The sequence below is a fragment of the Glutamicibacter sp. NPDC088483 genome, assembly GCF_044753145.1.
Lineage (GTDB): Bacteria > Actinomycetota > Actinomycetes > Actinomycetales > Micrococcaceae > Glutamicibacter.
This window is the reverse complement of the sequence record NZ_JBIVMP010000007.1, coordinates 291,966-317,732: the sequence shown is the minus strand read 5'-3', so window position 1 is coordinate 317,732 and position 25,767 is coordinate 291,966. Positions and strand designations below refer to the sequence as shown.

Annotated in this window: 28 protein-coding genes and 2 tRNA genes; 9 read left to right on the top strand and 21 right to left on the bottom strand. The window is 59.5% G+C overall.

Translation table 11 applies throughout. The features are described 5' to 3' along the window. Positions 1 to 56: 56 nt before the first annotated feature. The 10 genes from ACIP6G_RS16310 to ACIP6G_RS16265 all read right to left on the bottom strand — a co-directional run bounded on the left by ACIP6G_RS16310 (position 57) and on the right by ACIP6G_RS16265 (position 3,679). Positions 57 to 395 carry a hypothetical protein gene (locus ACIP6G_RS16310; protein WP_400291277.1) on the bottom strand — a complete coding sequence of 113 codons (339 nt, stop codon included), beginning with the start codon at positions 393 to 395 and terminating at the stop codon, positions 57 to 59. Then, positions 388 to 636, bottom strand: a complete 249-nt coding sequence (locus ACIP6G_RS16305) for a hypothetical protein (RefSeq protein WP_400291275.1) — start codon at positions 634 to 636, stop codon at positions 388 to 390. The genes ACIP6G_RS16310 and ACIP6G_RS16305 overlap by 8 nt, the downstream gene beginning before the upstream one ends. Further along, on the bottom strand, positions 633 to 986 hold the full coding sequence (locus ACIP6G_RS16300; protein ID WP_400291273.1) for a hypothetical protein: 354 nt from the start codon (positions 984 to 986) through the stop codon (positions 633 to 635). The genes ACIP6G_RS16305 and ACIP6G_RS16300 overlap by 4 nt, the downstream gene beginning before the upstream one ends. Continuing rightward, positions 983 to 1,324 carry a hypothetical protein gene (locus ACIP6G_RS16295; protein ID WP_400291271.1) on the bottom strand — a complete coding sequence of 114 codons (342 nt, stop codon included), beginning with the start codon at positions 1,322 to 1,324 and terminating at the stop codon, positions 983 to 985. The genes ACIP6G_RS16300 and ACIP6G_RS16295 overlap by 4 nt, the downstream gene beginning before the upstream one ends. A gap of 179 nt (positions 1,325 to 1,503) precedes the next feature. Next, a complete protein-coding gene (locus ACIP6G_RS16290; RefSeq protein WP_400291270.1) occupies positions 1,504 to 1,734 on the bottom strand; it encodes a hypothetical protein in 231 nt (76 codons plus the stop codon). Between the two features lie 141 nt (positions 1,735 to 1,875). Then, complete coding sequence (locus ACIP6G_RS16285) at positions 1,876 to 2,625, bottom strand: phage antirepressor KilAC domain-containing protein (protein ID WP_400291268.1); 750 nt, start codon at positions 2,623 to 2,625, stop codon at positions 1,876 to 1,878. A 69-nt stretch (positions 2,626 to 2,694) separates the two neighbouring features. After that, positions 2,695 to 2,868 carry a hypothetical protein gene (locus ACIP6G_RS16280; RefSeq protein WP_400291267.1) on the bottom strand — a complete coding sequence of 58 codons (174 nt, stop codon included), beginning with the start codon at positions 2,866 to 2,868 and terminating at the stop codon, positions 2,695 to 2,697. Then, complete coding sequence (locus tag ACIP6G_RS16275) at positions 2,865 to 3,122, bottom strand: hypothetical protein (RefSeq protein ID WP_400291266.1); 258 nt, start codon at positions 3,120 to 3,122, stop codon at positions 2,865 to 2,867. The genes ACIP6G_RS16280 and ACIP6G_RS16275 overlap by 4 nt, the downstream gene beginning before the upstream one ends. Positions 3,123 to 3,197: 75 nt before the next feature. Then, entirely contained in the window at positions 3,198 to 3,434 is a 237-nt protein-coding gene (locus ACIP6G_RS16270) for a hypothetical protein (RefSeq protein ID WP_400291264.1), read from the bottom strand. Next, positions 3,431 to 3,679, bottom strand: a complete 249-nt coding sequence (locus tag ACIP6G_RS16265) for a hypothetical protein (RefSeq protein ID WP_400291262.1) — start codon at positions 3,677 to 3,679, stop codon at positions 3,431 to 3,433. The genes ACIP6G_RS16270 and ACIP6G_RS16265 overlap by 4 nt, the downstream gene beginning before the upstream one ends. Before the next feature lie 109 nt (positions 3,680 to 3,788). Between ACIP6G_RS16265 and ACIP6G_RS16260 the strand changes: the two genes are divergently transcribed. After that, positions 3,789 to 4,046: a helix-turn-helix domain-containing protein gene (locus ACIP6G_RS16260; RefSeq protein ID WP_400291260.1), complete on the top strand. Its 258-nt coding sequence runs from the start codon at positions 3,789 to 3,791 to the stop codon at positions 4,044 to 4,046. A gap of 502 nt (positions 4,047 to 4,548) precedes the next feature. Here the strand turns inward: ACIP6G_RS16260 and ACIP6G_RS16255 are convergent. Both ACIP6G_RS16255 and ACIP6G_RS16250 read right to left on the bottom strand, forming a co-directional pair. Then, positions 4,549 to 5,466: a hypothetical protein gene (locus ACIP6G_RS16255; protein WP_400291258.1), complete on the bottom strand. Its 918-nt coding sequence runs from the start codon at positions 5,464 to 5,466 to the stop codon at positions 4,549 to 4,551. A gap of 30 nt (positions 5,467 to 5,496) precedes the next feature. Next, entirely contained in the window at positions 5,497 to 7,617 is a 2,121-nt protein-coding gene (locus tag ACIP6G_RS16250) for a RecQ family ATP-dependent DNA helicase (protein ID WP_332498832.1), read from the bottom strand. Positions 7,618 to 7,784: 167 nt separating this feature from the next. Between ACIP6G_RS16250 and ACIP6G_RS16245 the strand changes: the two genes are divergently transcribed. The 4 genes from ACIP6G_RS16245 to ACIP6G_RS16230 all read left to right on the top strand — a co-directional run bounded on the left by ACIP6G_RS16245 (position 7,785) and on the right by ACIP6G_RS16230 (position 11,559). Next, positions 7,785 to 9,218 carry a phosphomannomutase/phosphoglucomutase gene (locus tag ACIP6G_RS16245; RefSeq protein ID WP_166650881.1) on the top strand — a complete coding sequence of 478 codons (1,434 nt, stop codon included), beginning with the start codon at positions 7,785 to 7,787 and terminating at the stop codon, positions 9,216 to 9,218. 12 nt (positions 9,219 to 9,230) lie between these two features. Beyond that, positions 9,231 to 9,701: a hypothetical protein gene (locus tag ACIP6G_RS16240; RefSeq protein WP_105658802.1), complete on the top strand. Its 471-nt coding sequence runs from the start codon at positions 9,231 to 9,233 to the stop codon at positions 9,699 to 9,701. 77 nt (positions 9,702 to 9,778) lie between these two features. After that, on the top strand, positions 9,779 to 10,237 hold the full coding sequence (locus tag ACIP6G_RS16235; protein WP_105662496.1) for an Rrf2 family transcriptional regulator: 459 nt from the start codon (positions 9,779 to 9,781) through the stop codon (positions 10,235 to 10,237). Positions 10,238 to 10,383: 146 nt separating this feature from the next. Further along, positions 10,384 to 11,559, top strand: a complete 1,176-nt coding sequence (locus ACIP6G_RS16230) for a globin domain-containing protein (RefSeq protein ID WP_400291256.1) — start codon at positions 10,384 to 10,386, stop codon at positions 11,557 to 11,559. 67 nt (positions 11,560 to 11,626) lie between these two features. Here ACIP6G_RS16230 and ACIP6G_RS16225 read toward each other — a convergent pair whose 3' ends face one another. The 3 genes from ACIP6G_RS16225 to ACIP6G_RS16215 all read right to left on the bottom strand — a co-directional run bounded on the left by ACIP6G_RS16225 (position 11,627) and on the right by ACIP6G_RS16215 (position 15,233). After that, positions 11,627 to 12,709, bottom strand: a complete 1,083-nt coding sequence (locus ACIP6G_RS16225; protein WP_400291254.1) for an alpha/beta fold hydrolase — start codon at positions 12,707 to 12,709, stop codon at positions 11,627 to 11,629. Then, complete coding sequence (locus ACIP6G_RS16220; RefSeq protein ID WP_105658806.1) at positions 12,706 to 13,233, bottom strand: PadR family transcriptional regulator; 528 nt, start codon at positions 13,231 to 13,233, stop codon at positions 12,706 to 12,708. The genes ACIP6G_RS16225 and ACIP6G_RS16220 overlap by 4 nt, the downstream gene beginning before the upstream one ends. Positions 13,234 to 13,400: 167 nt before the next feature. After that, positions 13,401 to 15,233 carry a phosphoenolpyruvate carboxykinase (GTP) gene (locus tag ACIP6G_RS16215; RefSeq protein ID WP_400291252.1) on the bottom strand — a complete coding sequence of 611 codons (1,833 nt, stop codon included), beginning with the start codon at positions 15,231 to 15,233 and terminating at the stop codon, positions 13,401 to 13,403. A 317-nt stretch (positions 15,234 to 15,550) separates the two neighbouring features. On the opposite strand from ACIP6G_RS16215, the gene ACIP6G_RS16210 reads away from it, so the two are divergent. From ACIP6G_RS16210 to ACIP6G_RS16200, 3 genes are all read left to right on the top strand, one after another. Next, positions 15,551 to 15,627: transfer RNA gene (locus tag ACIP6G_RS16210), tRNA-Arg, on the top strand. A 59-nt stretch (positions 15,628 to 15,686) separates the two neighbouring features. After that, positions 15,687 to 16,262 (top strand): GNAT family N-acetyltransferase, encoded by a 576-nt coding sequence (locus ACIP6G_RS16205; protein ID WP_400291251.1) that lies wholly within the window; start codon positions 15,687 to 15,689, stop codon positions 16,260 to 16,262. Positions 16,263 to 16,363: 101 nt separating this feature from the next. Continuing rightward, positions 16,364 to 16,440, top strand: a tRNA-Arg gene (locus tag ACIP6G_RS16200). Positions 16,441 to 16,517: 77 nt separating this feature from the next. Here ACIP6G_RS16200 and ACIP6G_RS16195 read toward each other — a convergent pair. From ACIP6G_RS16195 to ACIP6G_RS16170, 6 genes are all read right to left on the bottom strand, one after another. Next, positions 16,518 to 17,531: a LacI family DNA-binding transcriptional regulator gene (locus ACIP6G_RS16195; RefSeq protein WP_400291249.1), complete on the bottom strand. Its 1,014-nt coding sequence runs from the start codon at positions 17,529 to 17,531 to the stop codon at positions 16,518 to 16,520. A 100-nt stretch (positions 17,532 to 17,631) separates the two neighbouring features. Next, positions 17,632 to 19,050: a GH1 family beta-glucosidase gene (locus ACIP6G_RS16190; RefSeq protein ID WP_400291247.1), complete on the bottom strand. Its 1,419-nt coding sequence runs from the start codon at positions 19,048 to 19,050 to the stop codon at positions 17,632 to 17,634. After that, positions 19,050 to 19,937, bottom strand: coding sequence for a carbohydrate ABC transporter permease (locus tag ACIP6G_RS16185; RefSeq protein ID WP_400291245.1), 888 nt, complete (start codon positions 19,935 to 19,937; stop codon positions 19,050 to 19,052). Before ACIP6G_RS16185 ends, ACIP6G_RS16190 begins: the two co-directional genes overlap by 1 nt. Next, positions 19,930 to 21,093, bottom strand: coding sequence for a carbohydrate ABC transporter permease (locus ACIP6G_RS16180; protein WP_400291243.1), 1,164 nt, complete (start codon positions 21,091 to 21,093; stop codon positions 19,930 to 19,932). Before ACIP6G_RS16180 ends, ACIP6G_RS16185 begins: the two co-directional genes overlap by 8 nt. Before the next feature lie 96 nt (positions 21,094 to 21,189). After that, positions 21,190 to 22,518, bottom strand: coding sequence for an extracellular solute-binding protein (locus ACIP6G_RS16175; protein WP_332727510.1), 1,329 nt, complete (start codon positions 22,516 to 22,518; stop codon positions 21,190 to 21,192). 327 nt (positions 22,519 to 22,845) lie between these two features. Continuing rightward, on the bottom strand, positions 22,846 to 24,762 hold the full coding sequence (locus ACIP6G_RS16170; RefSeq protein WP_332503554.1) for an ExeM/NucH family extracellular endonuclease: 1,917 nt from the start codon (positions 24,760 to 24,762) through the stop codon (positions 22,846 to 22,848). A gap of 221 nt (positions 24,763 to 24,983) precedes the next feature. Here ACIP6G_RS16170 and ACIP6G_RS16165 point away from each other — a divergent pair, with 221 nt between their 5' ends. Continuing rightward, positions 24,984 to 25,766 carry an ABC transporter ATP-binding protein gene (locus tag ACIP6G_RS16165; protein WP_400291240.1) on the top strand — a complete coding sequence of 261 codons (783 nt, stop codon included), beginning with the start codon at positions 24,984 to 24,986 and terminating at the stop codon, positions 25,764 to 25,766. Position 25,767: the final 1 nt, after the last annotated feature.

Here is a 25,767-nt window from a genome sequence, read left to right as displayed (position 1 = left end):
GTCGTCGCACCCACAACCAGGGCCACACGTCGAATAATCACGGTCACCAAAACGGCTCATGATTCCACCACCGGGCGGTACAGGACACGGGCGGGAAGTTCGATGCTTCCCGAAAGGTGCGGGGCGCCTGACGGGCGGTTGACAATCAAGTGCCATCCACCGTTCCAGTCTTTGGCATGCTTGAACCCGTCCCAGCCCTGCACGTAGCTATAAGGCGGCAGCGCGTCGAGTTCTTCCACGCTGTTCACTTCCGGCTGGGCGGCGGCGAGGTAAGCGGACACAAGGCTTTCAGCAGCGTCCTCAGCTTTAGGGGTGTACCCATCCGCGCACATGAAAATAAACACATTCTCTGCCGCTTCGATTCCGTCCGGGTTTAGCGGGGGCTGGTTAGTCATCTGCTTTGCTCCATTCTCGTTCCATAGCATCAGCGACCAATGCCCAATCGTTAGCCATCTTGCGGGCATGATTAGGCCAGTAAGACCCGGTCGCGTACATCATCTGCCCGGTAGTCACTATTTCGACTTGTGGCCACGGGTTGAATTTCTTCTCCTTGCGAGCCACGCCAACACGAACACCAGCGGCGATCTCAGCTTTGGTGTACTCACGGCCTAACGGGTTGCCGATGTAATCACTCACTTCTCTACCCTCATTTCGCGTGCTTTACGGGCAACAGCGAGCCACTGGTCCCGCAGTGCCCCACCTAAACCGTCGAAGCTGGTTAGGTTATGGCCGGTCATACAAACGTTGTACAGTTCCAGCGCTTCGGCTTCCAACTCCGCCAGCTCCCGAACTTTGATCTCAGCTTTCGCTCCGGCTGTAACATCCGCCAGCGATCGCAGAATCTCGGGCATATCTTCGAGTTTGATTCGGAACATCTTGTCGCCCGTAGCGCCATCCCGGATGTTCATCCAAGGGCGTTCACCGTTTCGGCCTACTTCCAGCACACGGTTATCTGTGCTGTCACTGTCGAAAATCTTATTGATCACTTGTTGTCTCCGTTCTTGGTGGTGCGGGCGGTACGGTCGGCGTAGGCGATAGCTTCGGCGAAGGAATAGAACTCGGCGGGCTGGCCTGAGTTGTGCCAGACGTGGAAGTATCCTGGCCGAACTGTGACCTCGTAGCGGTCGGTGACCTGCCGCAAGTCGATCCGCTTTGACCGGTCTACGCCGTCTGACCAGGTGCCGTCAGCGAGCCGGTACGGGCCGGTGCGGTACGTGTATCCCTCGCCCTCGCACGTTCGGCAACCGACCGGAATCTTCCCCAGGTGGCTACGGTCGAAGTAGCCCTTGCCGCCACAGTCCTTACACGTTTTGCACTTACCCACGGTCGCCTTCTAACGCGTCGTCAGTCAGGCGGCGGGTGTCACACGGCGCATGGACTACGCACGTTGGGCACCACACCTCTTTGACATCGTGATACTCAACGCCCGTTTGCTCGATGGGGTGCAGTTCTTGGATCGCTACCAACGCGGTTCGCATGGCCGGGATCTTGTGGAGTCCGTTCTCACTCATTCGGCTCACCGTCCAGGGCGCGGCGGACAATGTGCTTGGCTGTGATAGCACTTCCCCAAGGCTTTCCCATGACTTCCCGCACTCTTGCCACGGCCTGCTCAGCCTGTTCGAGGCGGGTGATTAGCGCGACGACGGTTTCGCCTTCCAAAATCACGTTGTCAGGATGCTGAACGGCAAGATCCCGCAAAAACTCAAGCCGACCAGAACTAAGGTTCTCCTTCATTACCACCACTCCATGTCTGCTATGACAACAAAAACTAGGGCCGCGAACGGGGTTATACACGACCAAATGAAAACGGACACCCACGGGAAACGACGATGTGCGGGCGGGTCATTCAACGGAAGCAAAGACGCAGGGATAGGATCAGGCAACATTAGACTCACCCAACAAACGAGTGCGAACCATATCCAAACCCGAACCCGTCAACCGAACCTGCGGAGCCGACGATTCCCTCTCCTCACCAGTCACATGATCCCGATACGTGCGCGCCTTCACTGTGAACCAGCCACGTTCCAAGTCCTTCTGGTAAACGTGAGGGCGACCCTTAGCGTCTCGGTACAAGAAGCCCCAGTCGATCAGACGGGACACAAGACGCTTCTCACCGATCTGGATCTGCCCTTCTTCGCACAATACTTTCGCAGCGTCGTTGTAAGACCAGGAACCAGCGCTGGAAACGATTGAGTCCCATGCGTTGGCTTTCGGCTCGATGACCTCGATATAAGAGTTGAGCTCCTTCACCCTGGCGGCGGTGATCGCCAAAGCCTGCTCAACAATCTCATCCGGACTGAGCGGCTTATTGACCGTGCGGGCAAGTTCGTAGAAGCCCTTCACGAGAGCTTCCTTGAAGTCCATGACCCGTTCAGTGTTGCGCATGAACGACATGATCAATGTGGACTGCTGCTCATTCAGTAGGGCGACGCGAACCTGAGCATTGTTATAGCCAGCTCGCGTTTCAAACGCGACCTGTCCGAACCGATTGATTCGCTCTTCATACTTGGCGATCAGCTCCAAAACGTTTTTATGCTGAACATCCGCACCAAGCGCGATCTGCTCCGAGCTAACAACAAGATCCGAACCGTTACGCTCGATGGTTGGTACGATAGAGGTATTCATTTTGTTTCCTTTCTAGAAACACGAAACCCGCTAGGTTGCAACTAGCGGGTTTTACTTTTGGGGTTGGGGTTAGCCGACAAAGCAAAAACTCTTCGCAACCTCCGTAATTTCGCTCCGAAGCTGTTCGCCTGCCCTAACGCGTTCGATCAAGTTGATGAGATCCGAATAGTGGATGCTGACGTATTCGCCACCGCCATCGCCCATGTCTCGTTCCAACTGGTCAATATCAACGTGCTTGCTCATGCTGTTGCTCCTTCTAGGTTGCGTACTGCGTCTCGTGCGGTGGGGTCTGAGATGATGCCCATGATGCGGAGCGACTCGAAGAAATCGAACTGCTCCTGCATCGCGGCAGCCCGCTTAGCGATCTTGTGTGCGAGCTTCTCAGCCTTCGACTTCTTCATCTCAGGCACAGCGTCCATAATCTTCTTCTGGTAACCGGTGACGGTCATGATGTTCCTGTTTCCGGGGTCAACAAATAGCCCCTGTTTCAGCGTCACGGGCGAACCCATGAACGGAAAGATGGTTAGGTACTACGGTGAATGTGTGCCCAGAACGTTGGGGCGGGGTGCCGGTTAGGCGATTTTTCGAAGTGCTTCCGCGATGCGGTTCTTATCAATTTGGTTGCCTCGTTTACCGAGGACTATTTGACGGATTTCTTCTTGCTGCTCCGGGGAGAACCTGTATTGGTTTCCTACTTTGCCGGCTGGCCAGGTTCCGTCTTTTGCTCGTCGTTGGACCGTGATCGGTTTGAGTCTGTACTCATCGGCGAGGTCCGAAGTTGTTGCGTAGGATTCTGATTTGCGTGTCATGCCGCGTCCTTGCGAACGATTTTGTTCTTGAACTCCTTTGGTAGGAGTTCTGCGGGGTGGATGTTGAGGGCTATTGCGATGCGGGCGATTTCGTATGCGGTGAAGTCCGCGCCGCCTGCGTTCAGTTTGCGGTTGAACGTGTTGCGAGGAATCCCGGATGCGAGTGCCGTGCTGGAACGGGTGACCCCGTTATCTTTCTGAGCTTCGATTGCGTTGGCAATCTTCTCTGCGATTTCGTTGATCATGATTCCCAGCGTACACGTCCATTTGGACGCGTGCAAGCCCGTTTGGATATAAATAAAAAAAGCACCAATTCGGACGCGAGCGCGTCCGAATTGGTGCTACTATATCCATATGGACATCAACAACCCACTATCCCAGTCGATCGCCAGCCAGCTTCAGAGCGTTACGGGCGGACGAACTGGAATGCCAGTAAAAGAGCTGGCAGAGCGAACCGGAATTACCCTCGTCTCGCTTAGCCGTTACATCAACGGCAAGCGGGACATCCCGGCTCCACTGTTTGCACTCATCTGCAAGGAGCTGAACTTAGATCCTGGCGAAGTGCTTCGCAAGGCTATCGAAGAGTTCACCGGGGCAGAGTCCGGTAACTAACGACAGCGCGGCAATGTCAGTTGCGGTTAGTCGGGAGAGCGTCATCGTGAAAACGGTGGCGCTTTTCTCGTTGGTCTGGTCGATGCTCTGGGGCACTACTTCTTCTCCTGTTAGTTCGAAGGTATGTTCGAATGAGAGGTTGCAATAAGCATAACCGGAGCGGGCGACAATTGGCCATGGTGTGACGGGAAACTTCGCCCCCCCAATGGGGGGAATCGCAGTTCAGTGGAGCGCTTTCCAGTGCTGTTTAGTACTGTTCTCCAAACGCGGGCAAATCTTGATTTCCAGCATTATTCCGGGCTACAATCGGGTTCCGAGCCGATTTTGGGGTGGGGTTCAAATCCCCCCGTGTCCGCCAAGAACCCCCTACTCAGGTAGGGGGTTTTTCGTTCATATGGCACTTTTTCGACGAGAACGTTCCGAATACGGAAAATCCCCCGGATTCACCGATTTTTCGGTGAATCCGGGGGATTTTCAAAACTCCAGGACAGCAGTTTCTCCGCTACTGGTCGTCGCGCTTAACGAAGGTCCGCAGCATGTTCTGCACGATATCCTCTGGCAACGAGGTGTGGCGAACAATGATGTCCGACATCCGGTCCAGATCGGTATCGGCGATTGCGTCGAAGAGCGCTTCGCGGTCAGCTTCTGGAAGTTCGGCAGCATCGAAATGCACTGGACCATCCGGGCCCTGGCCTTCAAAGCGGAAGTCTGCAATATTGCCGTTGGCGCTCGCGCCAGACATGGGAGACGTCGCGATCATGCGTTCCAGGTCTTCGACCGGCAGATCCGTATAGCCGTGCAGGATCTTTGCCGCTTCTTCAAAATTGGAATCCCGCAGCATGGAGAATAGCTGGTCGTATTCATTTGCCGGCAGTTGTTCGCTGGAAAATTCGCGGTTCTCGCCATCAAGTTCGAACGCCATCTTGAAGTGCGTAGCACTTGGTTCCTGAAGGGAACCGAACTGCTCGCTCCATTCCTGGGGTACAACCCAAGTGTCATCGGCAGGTGCTGGTGTGGCATCCTCTGCGGCAGTGGCGGCCGCTTCACGATCTTCGCGCTCAACTTGAGCTTCGAGTTTGTCGCTCAAAGCCTTGATCTCGGCATCATCATTCGGCAATTCCTTGGCAGGGGCTGTCTGCGGGTACTTGTCGAGGCTGCGTACTGCAATCACGCAATCCTTGACCGAGTCGCCAGTAGCAGCGCGGAAATCCTTGACCGCGCCCATGACGTCGCCCTTGGCCAGATTGCGGTACACCGAATTGCGTGAAGCATCATCCAGCCTCGCGTTTGCCGCCTGCGCTGCTTCACGGGAAATCGCCTGCGCGATTTGCGCAGTGTTCTTCTTGCGCAGCGCTTGCAGACCGAAGTAGCCCAGGGCAATCACTGCGATGAGGACAACGAGCCAGATGAGAAATTCCATACTTCCAGACTACTTTGTTTAACTGTGCGATTACCCGGCTACGCCCAAAGTGAAAGGCATGACACCCGGTGCGCCGGCGATGCGCAGGGCCCGCCCAGCCATCGCCATGGACCACCGGGAATCAACCAGATCATCAACTAGCAGCACCGGCCCTGGAGCGTCGGCAATGAGCTGTTCGAGCTGCGTTGGAAGTTCAAAAGCATCGGCAACCGCAGCCACACGGAAAGCGGAATTCCCGCCCGGGCCATTCTGTGGTCCAGCACCGCGATATTCGAGCTGCCCCAGGTAGCGCAAACGTCCCACCTCAGCTAGGCCCTGAGCAAGGGAGGTGATCAGCTGGGGACGCTTATTCGATGGCATGGCTACAACGCCCACTGGACGTTCCTCCCAATTCCATTCGGCAAGCACCTTGATGCACGCATCGAACATCGCCTTGTCGATAGGGGAATCGGTGGGGTCGGCAAAGAGCTGGCGCAATCGGTTGCCCCACCCCAGGTCGGTCAGGCGAGCCAGCGCCCGGCCTGTGGCCACCTGCTCGTCAATAGCGATTTTGCCCTTGAGCGTGTACCCCAGCCGGTCCAGTCCCGAAGGGTACAGCTTGCGCGGTTCAATAGGAACTCCCACCCGTCCAAGTGCCGCCTGCGCGCTGTCCTTCGAATCGTCAGGAATATGGTCGTCAAACCAAACGCCAGCGCAGTTGTCGCACCGGCCGCAGGGAGCAGACTGGGGATCATCCAAGGCATCGGTCAGAAACTGCATGCGGCATCCGCGAGTGTTCTCGTAACTGACCATGAGGTTTTGTTCATGGATCCGGCTCTGCGCCACTCGCTTGTACCGATCGGCATCATAGGTCCATGGCATGTCGGTGCGCATCCAGCCTCCGGCAACGCGCTCCACCGCACCATCCACGGCCAGCACCTTCAGCAACAGCTCAAGTGGCGAGCGGCGAAGGTTCACGGCGCTTTCCAGCGCCGGGACACTCATCGCACCGTCGGTCTTGGCCAAGGCCTCGAGCACCTGGGTGGCGCGCACCTGGTCCGGCATGGAGCTGGTGGCGAAGTATTCCCAAATTTCCGAGTCGTCGGGCCCGGGCAGCAGCAGGACATCTGCGTTGATGCTCCCACGCCCGGCACGGCCCACCTGCTGGTAGTAGGCCACGGGCGAGCTGGGGGCACCGATGTGCAAGACGAAACCGAGGTCTGGCTTGTCAAAGCCCATGCCCAAGGCGCTCGTGGCGATCAGCGCTTTCACTTCGTTATTCTTCAACGCTTGTTCAAGGCGTTCGCGTTCTTCCAAATCGGTGCGCCCGGTGTAGGCAGCAACTTCGTGCCCGGCATCCTTGAGCAGGCGAGCAATATCCTCGGCCGCAGAAACCGTCAGGGTGTAGATAATGCCCGAGCCCTTGAAGTCCTCGATGTGGCTGAGCAACCAGGCTAACTGCATGCGCGGCGAAGCCAGACGCAGGACACCTAGGCGCAGCGAGTCGCGAGCCAGGGTGCCGCGCAGCGTGAAGACCTCCTCGGTGCCGCCGGCCAGCTGTTCGGCAACGTCCTGGACTACTCGGCTGTTCGCTGTTGCAGTGGTCGCCAAAACCGGGAGGCCCTGAGGCAATCGGGCGATCAGGTCCCGGATGCGGCGGTAATCCGGGCGGAAATCGTGGCCCCAGTCCGAAATGCAGTGCGCCTCGTCGATGACCAGCAGGCCCAAACGCTGCATCAGCATCGGCAGCTGCTGCTCGCGGAAGGATGGATTGTTCAAACGCTCCGGGGACACCAGCAGCACATCGAGCTCATTGCGTTGCAGCTTTTCGAGGATTTCACGCCATTCGAGCACATTGGCCGAATTGATGGCCGCAGCGCGGACTCCAGCACGCTCCGCGGCCGCAACCTGGTCGCGCATCAATGCCAGCAGCGGGGAAACGATCAGTGTTGGCCCGTAGCCCTGTTCTCGCAGCAGCAGGGAAGCGATGAAGTACACGGCGGACTTGCCCCAGCCAGTACGCTGGACGACCAGTGCGCGGCGCCGCTCGGCCACCAGTGCGCTGATCGCTTCATACTGGCCATCATGGAACTGCGCGTCCGGGTTTTGCACCAGTGCGCGCAGTTTCTGCAGTGCCAGCGTTTTCAGATCCACTTGCGTTGAGCCATCCATGCCTCCAGTATTTCAGTTCCTGCCCACGATTTAGCCCGTGGCGTCCGCTAATTGTGGATGAACTCTCGCAAGCTGCGGTGCCGACAGGGGAAAATAGCTGAAATGTTAGGCATTTCCCATCCGCAATCGCCTAGTTCTCAATGATTTGAATCAGTCAAACCGGTAGGCTGAAAGGCGTGAGTGAAGAAATTGATCTTAATCAGAGCTTTAAGGCCTACGACGTACGCGGCGTAGTCGGCGAGAACCTGGATGCCGAAGCAATTGAAGCCATCGGCGCGGCCTTTGTCGACGTCCTGTCCCTGTCCGGCAAGGAAGTACTGGTTGGCGGTGACATGCGCCCATCTTCCGCAGAATTCGCCCAAGCCTTCGCTCGTGGCGCCACCTACCGCGGCGCCAACGTGATCATGCTCGGATTGATCTCCACCGATGAGCTGTACTTCGCATCGGGCAAGCTCAATGCCGCCGGTGTTGTCTTCACCGCCAGCCACAATCCCGCCCAGTACAACGGCATTAAGATGTCCAAGTCTGGCGCCCGCCCGATTTCTTCGGCTACCGGTCTTTTCGACATTCGCGACCTGGCCCAGCAGTACCTTGACGAGGGACTGCCGGTCTCCGGTGACGCCCCGCAGGGCAGCATCAGCGAGCGCGACGTGCTGGCCGACTATGCAGCATACCTGCGAGAATTGGTGGACTTGTCGGGCATTCGTCCGCTGAAGATCGTGGTGGATGCCGGAAACGGCATGGGCGGCATGACTACCCCCGCAGTTCTTGGGGGTACGGTGCTCGCTGAGCTGCCGCTCGAAATTGTTCCGCTGTATTTCGAGCTGGATGGCACTTTCCCCAACCACCCGGCCAATCCGCTGGAACCGGAAAACCTCAAGGACCTGCAATCCGCAGTACTGGAGCACGGGGCCGATCTCGGCCTGGCTTTCGACGGCGATGCCGACCGCTGCTTCGTGATCGACGAGCGCGGGCTGCCGCTGTCCCCTTCGGCTATCACCGCACTGGTCGCGGTGCGCGAAATCGCCCGTGTGCAGGCAGCTGGCGAAGAGTCCCCGGTGATCATCCACAACTTGATCACTTCCAAGGCGGTGCCTGAATTCGTCGCCAAGTCCGGAGGCGTTCCGGTGATGACCCGCGTAGGCCACTCCTTCATCAAAGCTGAAATGGCTTCGCAGGGCGCGGTCTTCGGCGGCGAGCATTCCGCCCACTACTACTTCCGCGACTTCTACAATGCCGATACCGGCATGCTCGCTGCCATGCATGTGCTGGCCGCCCTGGGCGAGCAGGAACTGCCGCTCTCCGAGCTGGGTGCCGAATACGAACCCTACGCTGCCACCGGTGAAATCAATTCAGAGGTCGAGGACAAGGCAGGTGCCACTGCCCGGGTCGTGTCGCATTTCCAAGACCAGCCAGTAGAAGTGATCACCATGGACGGCACGACCATTTCAGCGGCCGATGGCAGCTGGTGGATCAATCTGCGCCCATCGAACACCGAACCATTCCTGCGTTTCAACGGCGAAGGCCGGACCGCAGAAATCATTGAGCCCATCCGCGATGCCGTTCTGGCTATCGTGCGTGAAAAGAACGTCACCAACTAGCAAAGGGAAGACATGAACCTCGAAGAACTGGATGAGGGCGTCAAGGACGCGCTGAACAAGGTCTTGGGCACCGCCCTGGGCGTGGCCCGCGAACAGCTCGAAGAGCAGGGCGTGTTCCTGCCTTTTGCGATCGCGCTGGAGCCGAAGGAAGAGGAAGACGAGCCGGAGCTGCGCTTGATCGCTGTTCCGCCAACGGATGATCCTGAGGATCCGGAAGCCGACATCGACACCGAAGCCATGGTTGCGGACCTGATGCAGGTGCTGAACCAGCAGGGCACCCACTTCCAGGCGATCGCCGTCGCCTCGGATGTGCTGCTCCAGGAAAACGACCAGGATGCCATCCACATTGTGGCCGAGCACCGTGTCGGTGCGGCCTTGGCCATCGTGCAGCCGTACACCATGCCTGCAGAGCCAGGCGGCGAATGGATCTTCGACGAGCCAGCGGCAGAGTCGGCGGAAGCCATTTGGGCCAACGCGCTCTAGACCGCAGTTGATGATTCCGGGGTCGGCATAGTCACTCTGCTGACCCCGGAAGGCTTTTCCCACGTAAAGTAGGAATCATGAAACTCAGTGCCTTCACCGACGTATGCTTGCGAACCGTCATGGTCCTTGCAACGCCCGGCACCGGGCAACTGACCAGCCGCCAGATCGCCGAGTCCGTGGGGGTTCCCTACAACCACGTTGCCAAAGCCGTCCTGGAACTGCGCACGCTGGGAATCCTGCAGGTCACCCGCGGCCGCAATGGCGGCGCGCAGCTGAGCGATGGAGCACTGGATTTTTCCCTCGGCTCACTGCTGCGCAAGTTGGACAAGCGCACCGATATTGTGGATTGCTCCGATCATGACGCGCAATCCAACTGCCCGCTTTCGGGCAGCTGCCGCTTGCGGGCAGTCTTCCGGCAGGCCCGCGAAGCTTTCTACGCTTCACTGGACCCGCTGACCATCCAGGACATCTGCCCAGCATCATCCGCGATGCCCTTCACGGCGCTCCCCTTCCCTACGGTGCGCGCCCTTTCCTGATTCCCCTGCGGCCCCCGGGGGTCGCATCGCCGATTTCTGTTACGAATACCGGCCGGTGGATTTGCAATCCTTTTCTACTAGGCGTAGAAATGAATCATAAATCTTGTATCTGGAATACAAGTTATCGCCTACTCCAAGGAGACCCGATGCTGTCCACGAAGTCCTTCCCGGTCGTTGAAGCCACGTTGCCAATCATCGCAGAGCGCATTTCCAGCATTACCCCGAACTTCTACAACCGCCTGTTCACCGCTCACCCGGAACTGCTCGACGGAATCTTCTCCCGTTCGAACCAGAAGAACGGCACCCAGCAGCAGGCCTTGGCGGGATCCATCGCAGTCTTCGCAACCTACTTGGTCAAGTACCCGGGCACCACTCCGGAAACCATGCTCGCGCGCGTAGCCCACAAGCACGCTTCCCTCGGTGTCGCCGAGGAGCAGTACCCCATCGTCTACAAGCACCTCTTCGACGCCATCGCCGAAGACCTGGGCGAGGCGCTGACTCCGCAGATCGCCGAGGCCTGGACCGAGGTCTACTGGCTGATGGCCCACGCGCTGGTCAAGATCGAGAAAGGCTTGTACGCGCAGCAGGCCAACGCCGAGATCTACACCCCGTGGAAGCTTGTCGAGCGCATCGAAACCGGCGTTGATTCGGTCTGCTTCAGCTTCGAGCCAGCTGACCGGACCCCTGCCACCGTCGCCAAGCCGGGCCAATTCGTTTCGGTCCGCATGCCGATGGCCGACGGCCTGCGCCAGGTCCGCCAGTACACCTTGAGCGGCGACATCGAGCAAACCGACCGCCGCACCGTCACGGTCAAACTGGATGTGAACGGCGAATTCTCCCCGGTGATCCACCATGGCCTGAAACTCGGCGACGTGGTGGAGCTATCGAATCCGTATGGCGACCTGGTCATCGATGACGATGGCTCGCCACTGGTGATCGCCACCGCCGGAATCGGCTGCACCCCGAGTGCGGCCGCGTTGCAGACCCTGGCCGCACGCGGCTCCACCCGCAAGGTCACCGTGCTGCACGCAGACCAGACGGCCACCGCCTGGCCATTGCGCGAGCAGATGCTCGAATCCATCGGCAAGCTGCCAGAAGCCACCATCAGCACCTGGTTCGAACGCGGGGAATTGCCGGAGGGGCTGAACGCCACGTCCGGCTACATGGATCTCGCCGGCGCACTGACCGGGAATGCCCAGGTCTACTTATGCGGCCCGCTGCCATTCATGCATGCAATGCGCAACCAGGCGCTGGAAGCCGGCATCCCGGCCGAGCGTATCCACTATGAAGTCTTCGGCCCGGATGTATGGCTCGCCGCCTAGCTTCCTGGTGACAGAGCCGTGCTGCAGGTGGATCCATGGGGAATCCGCCTGCAGCACTTTTTTGCCTTTATTTTCCGGTATCCGCGGGAGAATCCGGCTTGCCACCCTGTTTCGGTGCCTTCTTCTTCAAATCGAACTTTTTCGAGTCCAGCTTTCGAGGATCGATTTTCCCGGCGAACCTGCCAGACTTCTTCTGCCCGGCTTCTTGAGCTGGCGGCGCGGGCTCCCAGGCTTCCAGGTCCTGATTCGCCGGCGCTTCAGCGGCTTGTTCCACCGGTGTTGCTTTCGCGCCGGGTGCCGGCTTCGCAGCCTGCGGATCAACTAGGATCTGGTGCAGGCCCGCATCGGAAATCCACTTGCGCAGCACCGAGTTGAACAGGATCGGGTTCTCGATATTCCATTGGTGGTGCATGCCCGGAACCACGCGCGTGATCACCTGCGGGAGCCTTGCGCGCAGCGCGTCAAAGGATTTCTGCACAACTTTCGGCTCCTTGGCTCCAGCGAGGGCCAGTACCGGGCCCCGGTAGGAGCCGAGCTTCTGCGGCAATCCCCCTGGGTCCATCTCGTCCATGATGGCCCGCATGTTCTCGGCTTTGAGCTTCACGCCGTGCTCGGTGAACAGCTCGCGCTCATCATCCACCATTCCGTAGGCACCAGCCTGGAAACGCCAGAACCACTCGCTGCCAATGAGCTTGAGCTGCATCCGCTGGAAAGCCCGGGCCGCCTGCCCCACACCGGTCACCGGAGTGCCGGTAATCAGCACGGAGTCAACGAGCTCCGGATGCCGTGCGGCCACGTGCAAAGCAATCACTCCACCCAGGGAAATGCCAACCAGATGCACGCCGCCTTCGGAAACCTCGTCGGCGATCAAGGCGGCGACATCATCGGCGGCGGATTCCAGGCCATCCCAGGTTTCCTCGAACCGGGCACCAAAGGCCGGCAGGTGCAGCGTCAGGATGTTGCAGTCGCCAAAGGCCAGAACCTGCGGGTCCCAGCTCCAGTTGCCGACGTTTCCGCCGTGGAGGAAGACCAGGGTCTTCATCGACCGTTGCCCATCATGATGCCGCCCGGGATGCACTTCCGGATAATCGGTGGCATCGCGCCCGGCACCGCTTGCAGGGGTCTTGTTCTGGTCTTTGGCTGCAGTCATGGCAAGTACTCCAATACCGCGTCGAGCCATTCCAGCTCCGCGGCTTGTTGTCGGATTGCATGGTCAAGTGTGGCAGCCATCAGGAAGCTGCGACGGTCCGCAGCGGCTCGCATGTCAATGCCTTCGCGCTGGGAGAGGTAGTCATCGAGGATGAACTGCGTGGCTTGGCGGCGCTCCTCCAGCAAGCTCTGGATATCATCGCGTTCGAGTTCGGCGGCGAAGAACACCTGCCCCATGAAGGGATCACGCTCGGGAGACTGCACCGCACCAGCAGAAAGCCACTGGGCCAGTGCCGCACGTCCCGTTTCCGTGATGTGGTGTTCCTGGCGGTCAGGGTAATTCGACTGCGCGACGGTGCGCACGGTGGCATACCCCTTGTCCACCAACTGCGCCAAAGTGCGATAGATCTGCGCCTTGTCTGCGTTCCAGAAGTGGTTAATAGAGGAGTCAAAGTGCTTCTTGAGCTCGTAGCCAGTCATGGGCGACAAGCACAGCAGCCCGAGAATCAATCGTGCCAAAACCATAGAGCAATCTTTTCATAAATAGTTGATTTTGCACCCACTTTGCCCCGGCGTGTGGAAACTGTACCCGGATTGTGACAATTCCTCCGTGGCGCACGAGAACGCCCCGGTGACTGGAATTCCAGTCACCGGGGCGTTCACTGTGCGGATCTGCTGGAGATCCTAGTCAACTATGCGTTCAGGCGATCCTTCAAGCCGTCGAGCTCTGCACGCAGCGAAGCCGGCAGCGCATCGCCGAACTTGGCGTACCACTCTTCGATGGCCTCGACTTCGGTAGCCCATTCATCCTTGTTGACGGCTACTGCCGCTTCAACGTCGGCTGGGGTGAACCCTTCAAGGCCGGCCAAATCCAGGGACTCGCCGGTCGGGACGTTTCCGATGATGGTTTCCCGGGCGTCCGCGGTGCCTTCGATACGCTCGACAGCCCACTTGAGCACACGCGAATTGTCGCCGAACCCTGGCCACGCGAAGCCACCGTCAGCCGTGCGGCGGAACCAGTTCACCAAGAAGATCTTCGGCATCTGCTCTGGGTTGAGCTTGTTCGAGATCTTGTCCCAGTGGTTCAGGTAGTCGCCTGCGTTGTAGCCGATGAATGGCAGCATCGCCATCGGGTCACGGCGAATCACTCCGGTCGCACCTGCAGCGGCTGCGGTGGTCTCGGAGGAAAGGGTCGAACCCATGAAGATGCCGTTGGTCCAGCTGCGGGCTTCGGTCACCAGCGGAATGGTGGTCTTGCGGCGGCCGCCGAAGAGGATCGCATCGATCTTCACGCCGTTAGGCGAGTAGTAGTCCTCGGAAAGCATGTCGACCTGGTCGATCGGGGTGCAGAAGCGCGAATTAGGGTGCGCTGCCGGACGACCGGATTCAGGAGTCCAGTCGTTGCCCAACCAATCGGTCAGGTGCGCAGGAGCCTCGTCGGTCATGCCCTCCCACCAGACGCCGCCGTCATCGGTCAGCGCAACATTGGTGAAGATGTTGTTGCCCTTGGAGATGGCGCGCATCGCGTTCGGGTTGGTGGACCAGCCGGTGCCTGGCGCCACGCCGAACAGGCCGTATTCGGGGTTAACGCCGCGCAGCTCGCCGTCCTTGCCGATGCGCATCCAGTTGATGTCATCGCCCAGGGTCTCAGTCTTCCAGCCTTCAATGGTTGGATCCAGCAGCGCCAGGTTGGTCTTGCCGCAGGCCGACGGGAATGCCGCGGCAATATGGTACGACTTGTTCTGCGGGCTGGTCAGCTTCAGGATGAGCATGTGCTCTGCGAGCCAGCCTTCATCGCGGGCCATCGCCGAGGCGATGCGCAGCGAGTAGCACTTCTTGCCCAGCAGCGCGTTGCCGCCGTAGCCCGAACCGTAGGACATGATGGCGCGCTCTTCGGGGAAGTGCACGATCCACTTGTCTTCGTTGCATGGCCAGGCAACATCTTCCTGGCCCGGCTCCAGGGGTGTACCTACCGAGTGCAGCGCTGGAACGAAGAAAGCGTCCTCGGCTTCCATCTTGCGCAGTACTTCATTGCCGATCTTGGCCATGATGCGCATCGAGGCAACGACGTAGGCGGAATCGGTGATCTCCACGCCGTAGGCAGGCACTTCCGCGTTCAGCGGGCCCATGACGAATGGGATGACGTACATGGTGCGTCCGCGCATCGAGCCATCGAACAGGCCGCTGAGCATGGACTTCATCTTGGTTGGGTCTTCCCAATTATTGGTGAAGCCTGCATCTTCTTCCTTTTCGGAGCAGATGAAGGTGCGCTCTTCGACTCGGGCCACATCCTTGGGGTCCGAGAAACCAGCGTAAGAGTTAGGGAAGTTCGGATCGGTCAGCTTGACCAAGGTGCCGGCTTCAACCAGCTCGGCAGTCAGGCGATCATTTTCTTCAGCTGACCCATCAACCCAATAAACACGATCCGGCTTCGTCAGTGCGGCAACTTCCTCAACCCAGGATGCCAACTTCTCGTGCGAAGTAGGTGCTGCACTGATAACGTTCTGATCCGAGCTCGTGCTCATTATCCATTCCCTCCATTGGGCTGAACTTGCAATAAATCAAGGCTATTAGGTGCTCAACTCCAGCGCCGTGTGATCGAAACCTCATGAAAGTGAAACCCGGAGGACCAGAAGGAAAAAATTCCCGAAATTCCGGGGGTTGGCCTAAACGAATTGACTCGATTATGTGACGAAGGTCACGTAGACCGGTACCCTTTCAACGTCTTCACATAACCTTATGTTCATCTGGACCCACTAGCTTTGCCCGTCGATTTGTACAGCGCGAAATCGACCTGTATAGTTATTCGAGGTTCGTGAGAACAAGCCACACAAAAGAATATGCGCCCATAGCTCAGCTGGATAGAGCGTCTGTCTACGGAACAGAAGGTCAGGGGTTCGAATCCCTTTGGGCGCACCAACTGAAAAATTCCCACTCGCTCGAGTGGGAATTTTTTGTTTCCCCCAAAGGATTGCCCGATGACACAGCTTGCTCTAGGCGGCCAGCTCAGCCTGCGCCTGCTGGAAGTCGCCGACGCAAAGCAAGTCGCTGAGTCCTACCAGCGCAATCGACAGCACCTGGAGCCCTGGGAGCCGGCTCACCCCGCAGAATTCTTCACCGAGACGCGGCAAGCGGCACACCTCGCAGCCGCCTCAGAAGCTCGCCGAAGCGGATTGGCCTTTCCCTTCGGGCTCTTCGAACGGGATGCGCTCATCGGACGCTTTAATATCAGCGGAGTGGCCCGTGGCGCATTCCAAAGCGCCAGCCTGGGCTACTGGATCGATCATGAATACACCGGGCGGGGCTTGGCTTCCCGAGCCGTGGCCACCTTGCGCACGGTGGCGCTCAACGATCTGGGCTTGCACCGGCTGGAAGCCAGTACGCTCCCCCACAATTACGGCTCGCAGCGCGTTCTTGAAAAGAACGGCTTCGTCCGAATTGGCATGGCGCCGAACTATCTGGAGATCGAAGGACGCTGGCAGAACCACAACCTCTACCAAGCGATATTGCACGATCATTCGGCTTCCAATCCCAGTGATTCCGTAGTCGACTAGTTATTTTGTGAATCACGGCACTTTTTGCTGTTTTGGTTCTTGCTCCCCGGAAATCTCGTGTAAAGTTATTCAAGTCGTCAAGACTGCTAATAAATGAATATGCGCCCATAGCTCAGCTGGATAGAGCGTCTGTCTACGGAACAGAAGGTCAGGGGTTCGAATCCCTTTGGGCGCACCAACTGAAAATTCCCACTCGATCGAGTGGGAATTTTTTTGTTAAATCCCGGCGGTGAACGGCAGCGGTGCCGCAACAGACTAGTGCGAAGCGCGCAACACCAAATTCGTGTCCATGATGCTCCACTCGGGTACCTGTTCTCCGTTGATGCGTTTGATCAACAGTTCCGCCATGATTTCGCCCTGGCGCTCCGGGTTCTGCGCAATGGTCGTCAACGGCGGTGTCGAGCTTCGCGCGAAAGAGTCATCATCAACGGACGTTACCGAAATGTCCTCCGGCACTTTCACACCGGCTTCCCCTAGGGCTTGCAAAGCTCCGAAGCCCATCTGGGCACTGGCGGCAAACAGGCCGTCTACCGCAACATCCGCGTCCAGCAGCTGCTGCATGATGCGCCGTCCGCTAGCCGGGGTGAAGTCGCCGATCTCAATAGCCGCAGGCTCCAGGCCCGCGCGTTCAACTGCCTGCTTGAATCCCACCAAACGGTCCAGTCCCGCGCCCATGTCCTGTGGCCCGGCAATAATTGCCAGCTTGGTGCGTCCCTGGCCAAGGATGACCTCAGTCGCTTGCCTGGCGGCGGCGATGTTGTCGATATCGACAACATAGATGTCCTTTTGATCGGTGCTCATGGTGCGTCCGCCATAAACCATGGGCAACACAGTTCCGAGATCCGCATAGGAACGGTCATCCGCGTGGTGCGAAAGCACCAGCGCGCCATCCACATTGCTGCCTTGCAGGTAACGGGTGGTTTTCACCGGATCCGCTTCGGTGGACAGCAGCAAGGTGAGCATGAATTCGGTATCGGCCAAGTACTGGGCAGCGCCCTGGACGACCTTGGCGAAGTACGGGTCTGCGAAGAACTTCGCGGTATTCTCGGGAACCACCAAGGCGATGGAATTGGTCCGGCCCTGCGCCAGGGAACGGGCGGCACGGTTAGGCACGTAGTTCAATTCGCGGATCGCCAATTCAACAGCCTTGCGAGCCCCTGGCTTCACCCGATCCGAGCCATTCACTACACGGGAGACCGTGGCCCGTGAGACACCTGCGCGTTCTGCCACCAACTCGAGGGTCGGTTTCGGGCTCCGCGCTTCGTGCATGATCATGATCTTTATCCAGGTGCCTTGCAGTAGTCCGTCGGTGAAACACGATGATGGTCCGCAGCACCATCGGCAGGCTGCGGACCATCATGCTCAGGTGTTATGCCATTGTACGGTTTGCGGCAATCAACCCTGCGTAGGCCTTGCCACTATTCTTAATCGTTCGCACCTGGGTCTGGTAATCGACGTGGATAATGCCAAAGCGCTTCGCGTAGCCCCAAGCCCATTCGAAATTGTCCAGCAAAGACCAGACAAAGTAGCCGCGGACATCCACGCCGTCTTCTATCGCGCGGGCCACAGCATCAAGGTGGTTGAGGATGTATTCCTCGCGTTCGGGATCTTCAACGGTTCCGGCTTCCGTCACCGTATCGGTGTAGGAAGCGCCATTCTCCGTGATGTACAGCGACGGAAGGTTAGCGTAGTCCCGGCTCAACCGGTTCAACAGCACGCGCAGCCCTTCGGGATTCACTTCCCAGCCCATGGCCGTGCGCGGCAGGTCGCGTGCCGGGAAGGTCACATACTCGCTGCCGACAAATGGCGAAGACTTCGGCGAATCGGTAGGCACCACGGGCTGCGGCTGGCCGGCGGGCAGCGGATGGCCTGAAACGTTGTCATCGTGGTAGTGGTTCACGCCCAAGAAGTCGATTGGCTGCGAGATGATCTCCAGGTCTCCTGCTTCAATGACTTCAGCCAGCCCCAAACCCCGGACGTCTTCAAGCAGGTCGTCGGGGTAGGAACCGCGCAGGACAGGGTCCAGGTACATGCGGTTCCACAATGCGTCGACGCGGCGCGCTGCTTCCAGATCCACCGGATCGCCGGGATTATTCGGGACCGCGTTGGTCAGGTTCAGCGTGATGCCGATATGCTCCGCGCCCAGTTCGCGCAGTCGGGCGGTGGCCAACCCGTGGGCCAGATGCTGGTGGTGCACCGCTGCCAGCGCGGCTTGAGGTTCTTGGCGTCCCGGGGCATGCTCGCCGGCGGCGTAGCCAATCAGCGAAGAGCACAGCGGTTCGTTGAATGTCGTCCAGTGCTTCACGCGGTCACCGAGCTTTTCATGCACAGCCTCCGCGTATTCGAGGAATTTGTAGGAGGTCTCGCGGTTGGTCCAGCCACCGCGCTCTTCCAATGCCTGCGGCAGATCCCAGTGGTAGAGCGTCAGCCACGGCAGGATGCCATTCTCCAGCAGCTCGTCGACCAGCCGGGAGTAGAAATCCAGGCCTTCGGGGTTCACGGTGCGGCCCCCGGGGACCACGCGAGCCCAGCTGGTGGAGAACCGGTAGGAGTCCAGGCCCAGTTCGCGCATGAGCTGCACATCTTCGCGGTAGCGGTGGTAGTGGTCCACTGCGACTTCGAGGTTCTCACCTCCTGCGATGGCCCCTTGCTTCCGGGCGAAGGCGTCCCAGACCGAATCTTCCTTGCCGTAGGAATGGCCAGCGCCTTCGATCTGGGCTGCTGCCGTAGCCGAGCCCCACAAGAATTCCTTAGGCCACGCGAATTTTTGGGATAGGTGGTTCATCATTAGCCCTTTACAGCTCCTGCCATAATTCCGGATACAAGTTGTTTGCCTGCAAGTATGAAGAGCACCAGCAGCGGGATCGTGGCCAGCAGGGCCCCGGTCATCACGATGGTGTAGTCAACGTATCGGGCAGACTGCAGTTGGCTCAACGCCACCTGCAAGGTTGGGTTCTGCGGTGCCACCAGCATGGGCCACAGGTAGTCGGTCCAGGCGGTCATGAAGGTGAACAGCGACAGGATCGCCATCGCCGGGCGAGCCGCTGGAACCCCGACATGCCAGAAGGTGCCGATCATGGAGGCGCCATCCACGCGGGCGGCCTCGATCAGTTCATCGGGGATGTTCTCCACCAGGTACTGGCGCATGAAGAATACGCCGAAGGCAGTGACCAGGGTCGGGATGATGATGGCTCCCAGCGAGCCGGTCCAGCCGAATTGCTTCATCATCATGAACATCGGGATGATGCCCAGCTGGGTGGGCACGGCCAAGGTCGCGATCACGAAGACCAGCAGCCCCTGGCGCCCGCGGAAGCGCAATTTGGCGAACGCGTAGCCTGCCAGGGTGGAGAAGGAAACCACCGAGAAAGTGATTACCGAGGAGACGATGATGCTGTTGCCCAGGGCCGCCCAGAAATCGACGGAGTACAGGACTTCGGCGACATTGGTCCAGAACTGGCCGCCTGGCAGCAGCGGCGGGTACGCCGAGGCGAACACCGCACCGGTGGAGGAACCGATGACGAACGAATACCACAGCGGGTAGGTGCTGCCGATGAGGAAGGCCAGCAGGATTCCGTAGGTGAGGAAGCCAGGACGGCGGTCCATGGAGAAGTTCTTGCCGCGGCGCTGGGGCGCACGGACCTGGCGCGCGGGGCGTTCCACTGTTGCATTACTCATTTGCTGCACTTCCGCTCTGCGTTCCGTTGGCCGGCTTTGCTGCTTTGGCTTGGGCTCGGGCAGCTGCCCGACGTGCCGCTCGGGTTCTGCCAGTGTTGCCGGCGCCCTTCTTGTCGGCCGAGGAAGCGATGGATCCGGAGATCAGGAAATTGATCACGCCGATCACGATGATGATCAGGAAGAGGATCCAGGCCACGGCCGAGGCGCGTCCGAAGTCCCCGCGATTGAAGGCCAGGTCCCAGAGGTAGAGCACCGTGGTCTGGTACTGGCGGTCCGGGCCGCCGGGAACCGAGCTGCTGGGGTTGAACAGCTTGGGTTCGGTGAAGATCTGCAGGCCACCGATGGTGGCAGTGATGATCACGAAGATCATCGTGGGGCGGATGCTGGGCAAGGTAATCGAGAAGAAGCGGCGGATCACGCCGGCGCCGTCGATGGCCGCCGATTCATGCAGTTCGCGTGGCACTGCCTGCATGGCTGCCAGCAGGATCAGCGCGTTGTAGCCGGTCCAGCGCCAGTTCACCATGGTCGCAATAGCCATATGCGACGGGAAGACCTCGGTCTTCCACGCGATCGGGTCGATATTCACGGCGGCCAGCAGGTTGTTCAGCACGCCATACTGCTCGTCGAATGCCGAGGAGAAAATCAGTGTGACGGCCACCGGCGTGACCACGTAGGGAACCAGCACGCTCATGCGCCAGAAGGTCTTGGCGCGGATGTTCTGGTCCAGCATGGCCGCGATGAACGTCGCGATCACCAATTGCGGGATGGCCGAAAGCAGGAAGATGCTGAAGGTATTGAACAGGGAATTCCAGAACATCGGAGAGGTCAGTTCGGCTTTGTAGTTTTCCAGGCCGATCCAGGCTCCTGCTCCGCCGAGCAGATCCCAGTCATTGATCGAGACGACGAACGTGTAGATCAGGGGGAACAGGCCCACCAGGCCGAAGAGGATGAAGAAAGGCGAGATGTAGAGATATGGGGAGTACTTGAAATCCCACCGCCCGCGAAGGTGCCGCCGGCGCGTCTTGCGCTCGTCCCTGGTCTCGGCCGGCTTAGCCCCGGCCGGAGCATTGTTCCCCTTGTTCCAACGCTGGGGCTGCGGACTGGGCGCGCTGGCGTCCCGGTCTTGTTCCGGGGCATCGTGTGTTGTGGTGCTCATCAGTGGCATCTTTCCTGCTGCAGTAGCTGTCCAGGCATGGGCCGCAACCTCGTTGCGTGCCGCGGCCCTTGCCTGGATTCGAAGCGGGCTACGGGATTACTTGATTTCCAGTTCCTGCAGGGTGGAGAGGGCCTTGTTCCAGGCGGTCTCGCTGTCGCTGCCAGCATCGATCGCCTTGATAGCCGGGCCGAAGACCTGCTCCTGGATCACCGAATCCTGAGGGCCCTTGTACTGGGCCTGGACGCCGTTGGCGCGGTTGCCCAGGATTTCGCCCACCGGTGCGTTATTGAAGAATTCGCTCATCTCATTCGTGCCGGTCACTGCCTCGGACTTCTGCGCTTCCAGGTTCGAAGGGAACGTGCCGGCTTCCTCGAATGAGGTCGCCTGCGACGATGCGCTGGTCAGGTACTGGGCGAGCTTCGCAGCCTCGGCCGGGTGCTCGGAGGTGGTCGGCACGGTCAGGAACGAGCCACCCCAGTTGGCCGCGCCGCCCGGGAAGACATCTGCGAAGTCCCAGCCTGCGCTGGAGTCTCCGCCGGCACCCTCAACCTGGCCCTTGACCGTGCCAAGCATCCAGCCCGGGCAAGGCATGACGGCGAAGGAACCGTCAACGAAGGCCTGGCCCTTGCCCCAGTCCCACTGGGTCTGGTTGGCCGACAGCCCCTTGGACGCAGCATCGGAGAGCAGGTCCCAGCGCTCGCGCAGTTCGGCGTTGCCCTCGATATTCAGTGATCCGTCAGCCTTGTAGTAGCCCTCGTCGAGCTGATTGACCATGGAATTCCAGACGAAACCGGACTGGTCGTAGAAGGCCTTGTCGGTCTTCTTCACATACTCGTTGCCTGCCTTGAAGAAGTCTTCCCAGGTTGCGTCGTCGCCACCGAGCAACTCGGCAACTTCTTCGCGCTCGCTGGGCATGCCAGCGTCCTTGAACAGCTTGGCATTGAAGCAGATGCCCATCGGCCCAATGTCCGTACCGTAGCCAATGACGCGGCCTTCTGGGTCGGTGGCCTGCTTGACCTTCCAGTCAACCCAATCCCCCGCTACCTCATTGGCACCGAACTCGCGCAGATCGGTGAAGGAATCTGCAACCGACATCACCTGGCCCAGCCAGCCTTCTTCCACTGCTTGGACATCTGGCAGGCCGGCACCCGCAGCCTGCTTGGTCTTCCAGTCGGTCAACGCGTTGCCACCGGTGTCGATGTTGGTGGCTTCGATGGTGATTCCAGGGTTTTCCTTCTGGTACTTCTCGTACAGCGGGTCCAGTCCCTGGGTGCCGAAGGTCGTCACGGTCAGCGTGACCGGGTTATCAGCCGAGGCCGGCTGGGCATCCTTGCTTGCGTCGGCTGCGCAGCCGGTTGCTACCAGGGCGATGCTTCCGGCAACGGCCGTGGCCAGTGCCAGTGGGGATTTGCGTGAGGGTTTCACGGTGACTCCATTTCGGATATGAATCGTGCGAGCGGGTGAGCGCCAACAAGTTTGAGAGCGCTCTCAAAATACGGCAAAAAAGAAAATTCCTGCGATTTCCTGGATGCCTGAAACGATGAAAGCGACTCTGCCAAACATTTTGTGAGCGCTCTCACAAATCTTCTCCAACAATTCTCCACGATGGAAGTTTTCTGTCAAGCCTTTTCCCCAAAGAATTCTCCGCCCCGCAGCCAGCGCCCCTCTGGGTTCCCCAAAGCGGGTTAAAAGAAGGTGGCCAGGCGCTCTTCAGGGAAGAAGAGCGCCCCGCCACCGCGCAGGCGGGAAAAGTCAGTTTTTCTTATCCAGCTGCAGTCCGACGAGCACCGGGTCATGATCCGAGGAACGGTACTGGTCAGCCGCGAACAGGTTAGTGATGTTGTTGTTGTAGCGGCTGTATTCGTAGCCCACGGATTCAAGGGCGTTGATGTTCCAGATGTCTTCTCCAGTCACCTTGCCCGCCAGCTTCTCCGAGGCGAAGATGTGGTCCAGCGAGCCGACCAAGCCGTCGTAGAGGTAGCTCTGGGAATCGGCTGCGGCGCCGAGGTCCACGTACCCGGCTTCAACCAGAACCTGCATCGGATCTTCAGCCGAATAGGAGTTGAAGTCCCCCGCCAGCAGCACCTGGTCGGTATTGCGCGATTTCTTCAGATCGTCCGCGAAGCCAACCAGCGCTTCCGCTTGGCCGACACGGGCTTCGTTCCAAGCGCCTTGGCCATCGCCGCTGTCGGCATTGCCCGATCCATCAGCAGGATCCGAGCCCTTGGACTTGAAGTGGTTGGCAACGACCAGGAAGCGGGTGTTCTGGTTTCCGCCGACACGCTGGAAGGCCTGGGCCAGTGGATCCCGGGCGTTCACGAATGCTGGATCGTCGAGGATGACCGACTCGTCGATGGGCTTCACGGCCTTGTCGCGGTAGATGATCGCGGTGCGGATAACATCTTCGTCAGCGGGCACAACGGACGGGGTCGGGACATAGCTCCAAACCTTCTGGCCAGCTTCCTGGTTCAACTCGTTGACCAAGTGAGCCAGGGCGGCATCGCGGTTCTGTCCGAAGCGTGCCGAGTTCTCGATTTCTTCCAGGACCACCACGTCTGCGGTGAACTTGCCCAGTGCGGCAACGATCTTGGACTGCTGGCGCTCAAAGCTTTCAGCGGTCGCCGCGCCGCGCGCATCGCAACCACCGCGGACATTGATCGGATTGCCCTCGCGGTCGGTGTAGTACGAGCACCCATCGAGCATGTCGCCGGTAGTGGTGAAGTAGTTCAGCACGTTGAAGCTGCCAACGCTGACATTGCCGCCCACCTCTTGCGGAGCGTCGTTGTCGACCTGCTCGAAGTTCACGGCGATATCGGCATCATCGGCGCCGACCACCTGGCCCTGCGGCTGCAAACGCCACATATCGTAGCGGTAGTCCAAAATGACCGGTGCGATGAAGGATGCGTCAGCGCCCACGGTGACGCGCTGCTGCGCGTCGATGTACGGCAGGGCGATCTGCTTGTTCTTGCTGGTGGAGAAGTTCAGCGTGGCCCCGTCATCGACCACGATCGAGCGCTGCTCGTTTTCCGCCGCGAGAGCCTTGGCCTGGGCACTGCCCGGCTTGAAGACATCGGTTGGCTGGCGCAGCAGCCGTTCGCCGGGCAGGATCTCGCTGGTGCCCATGGCCAGGCTCAGCTCGCCGTACTGGTTCAGCGAGTAATTGTCCGAGACGGTGAACTCGCCCTGCGGCTCGATCAGCATGGATTCAAAGCGCTCGCGCTCGGCATCGCTGCTCGGCAGTGAAATCGCCAGCGGCTTGACGCCCTGCGCCGGTTCATCGAGCACCTCGACGCTGCCAGCCTTGAGCTGGGTCAAGCCATAGTATTCGGACACTTCGCCAGAAACCTGGACATGGTCGCCGACGCTCACCGAGGAAACCTCGTCCGGCGCGTACACGAAGATCGCCGAGCTCGCCTGGCCCGAGGCATCTACGCCGCTGCCAGCGCTCTGCAGATAGAAGCCGCGGAATCCGCCGTCGGCGTAGGCTCCGGTGACAACACCGCGCACAGTTGCGTCCTGGCCAGCCATGGGTGAGCTGTCGCCGGTCCCCTGGATCTGTTCGATGGGGGTGATTTCGGCAGTATCGGCGTGCGCCGCCGAGAAGCTCGAAACCGCAAGCGCGGTTCCCAGCACCGCGGCAGCGATGCGAGTGGGACGTCTATTGATCATGTTTTTCCCTAGGTAGATATTCAAGCAGCGGCGGCCCTGCCGCGTGCATGGGCCTGGTTCCAAGGTAAGCAAAGCCCGATTAACTGCACCTGAACTCTGCCCCGCTTTTTCGTGACGTACCCAACAACCATCAAAGGTCATCAAACGCTTTACGTCCAGTAGTGATTAAAGGAACCTTTTCACTAATTGAACTGACCGGTCAGTTCAATTAGTCTTTAACTGTGCTTACCGCAGATTCCATTACCGTCAAGGGACGCCACGACCAGCTCGTGGGGCCCACCTCCGTGCAACTGCAAAGAGGTGAACTGCAGCTGCTGGTATCCGAGCCGCAGATTTCCCGGACCGCGCTGGCCCTTGTACTGAGCGGACGCATGGCACCCAGCTCCGGGACGGTGGTGTGGAATGCGGATCCGAAGCTGCGAACCCTGCGCAAGCACAGCGCTCTGGTCGATTCGCCGGGGATCAATGAACCCGAATCCCACTTGAAGGTTTGCGATCTTGTCGCAGAAGATCTGGGGCTGATCCCGGGGCCAAGCTGGCGCAAGCCCGGCGCCAGGAAGTGGATGGCGCAGCATGGATTCGACGATATCGCCAGCTGCTGGAGCGATGCCATCGATCCGGGCCGCCTCTTCGAACTCCAGCTCCTGCTGGCTGCCGAGAATCCCCGTCTTGAATTGCTCATCGTCGATTCACCGGACCGGCACGATCTGGAAGACGAGCATTGGCTCGAGACCCTGGAGAACTTCGCTTCCTCGCATCGGGAATTCGCAGTCCTGGCTATCGTCAGCCGGCTGCCCCAGTGCTGGCAGCCGCAAACCGGGCAGGCCGCCGACCCGGAACCAGCAGTGCTCCCACTGCCCGATCCATCCACCGGGTTCATCCAAGGCGAACTCGATCTGGGCCTGGATCACCTGGCCATGGCCGAGGGCATCGCGGACAACCACGTTTTCTTCCTCCCAGCCGACGAACTTGCTGACGCTGTTCAGTGCGAAGCAAAGGAATAGC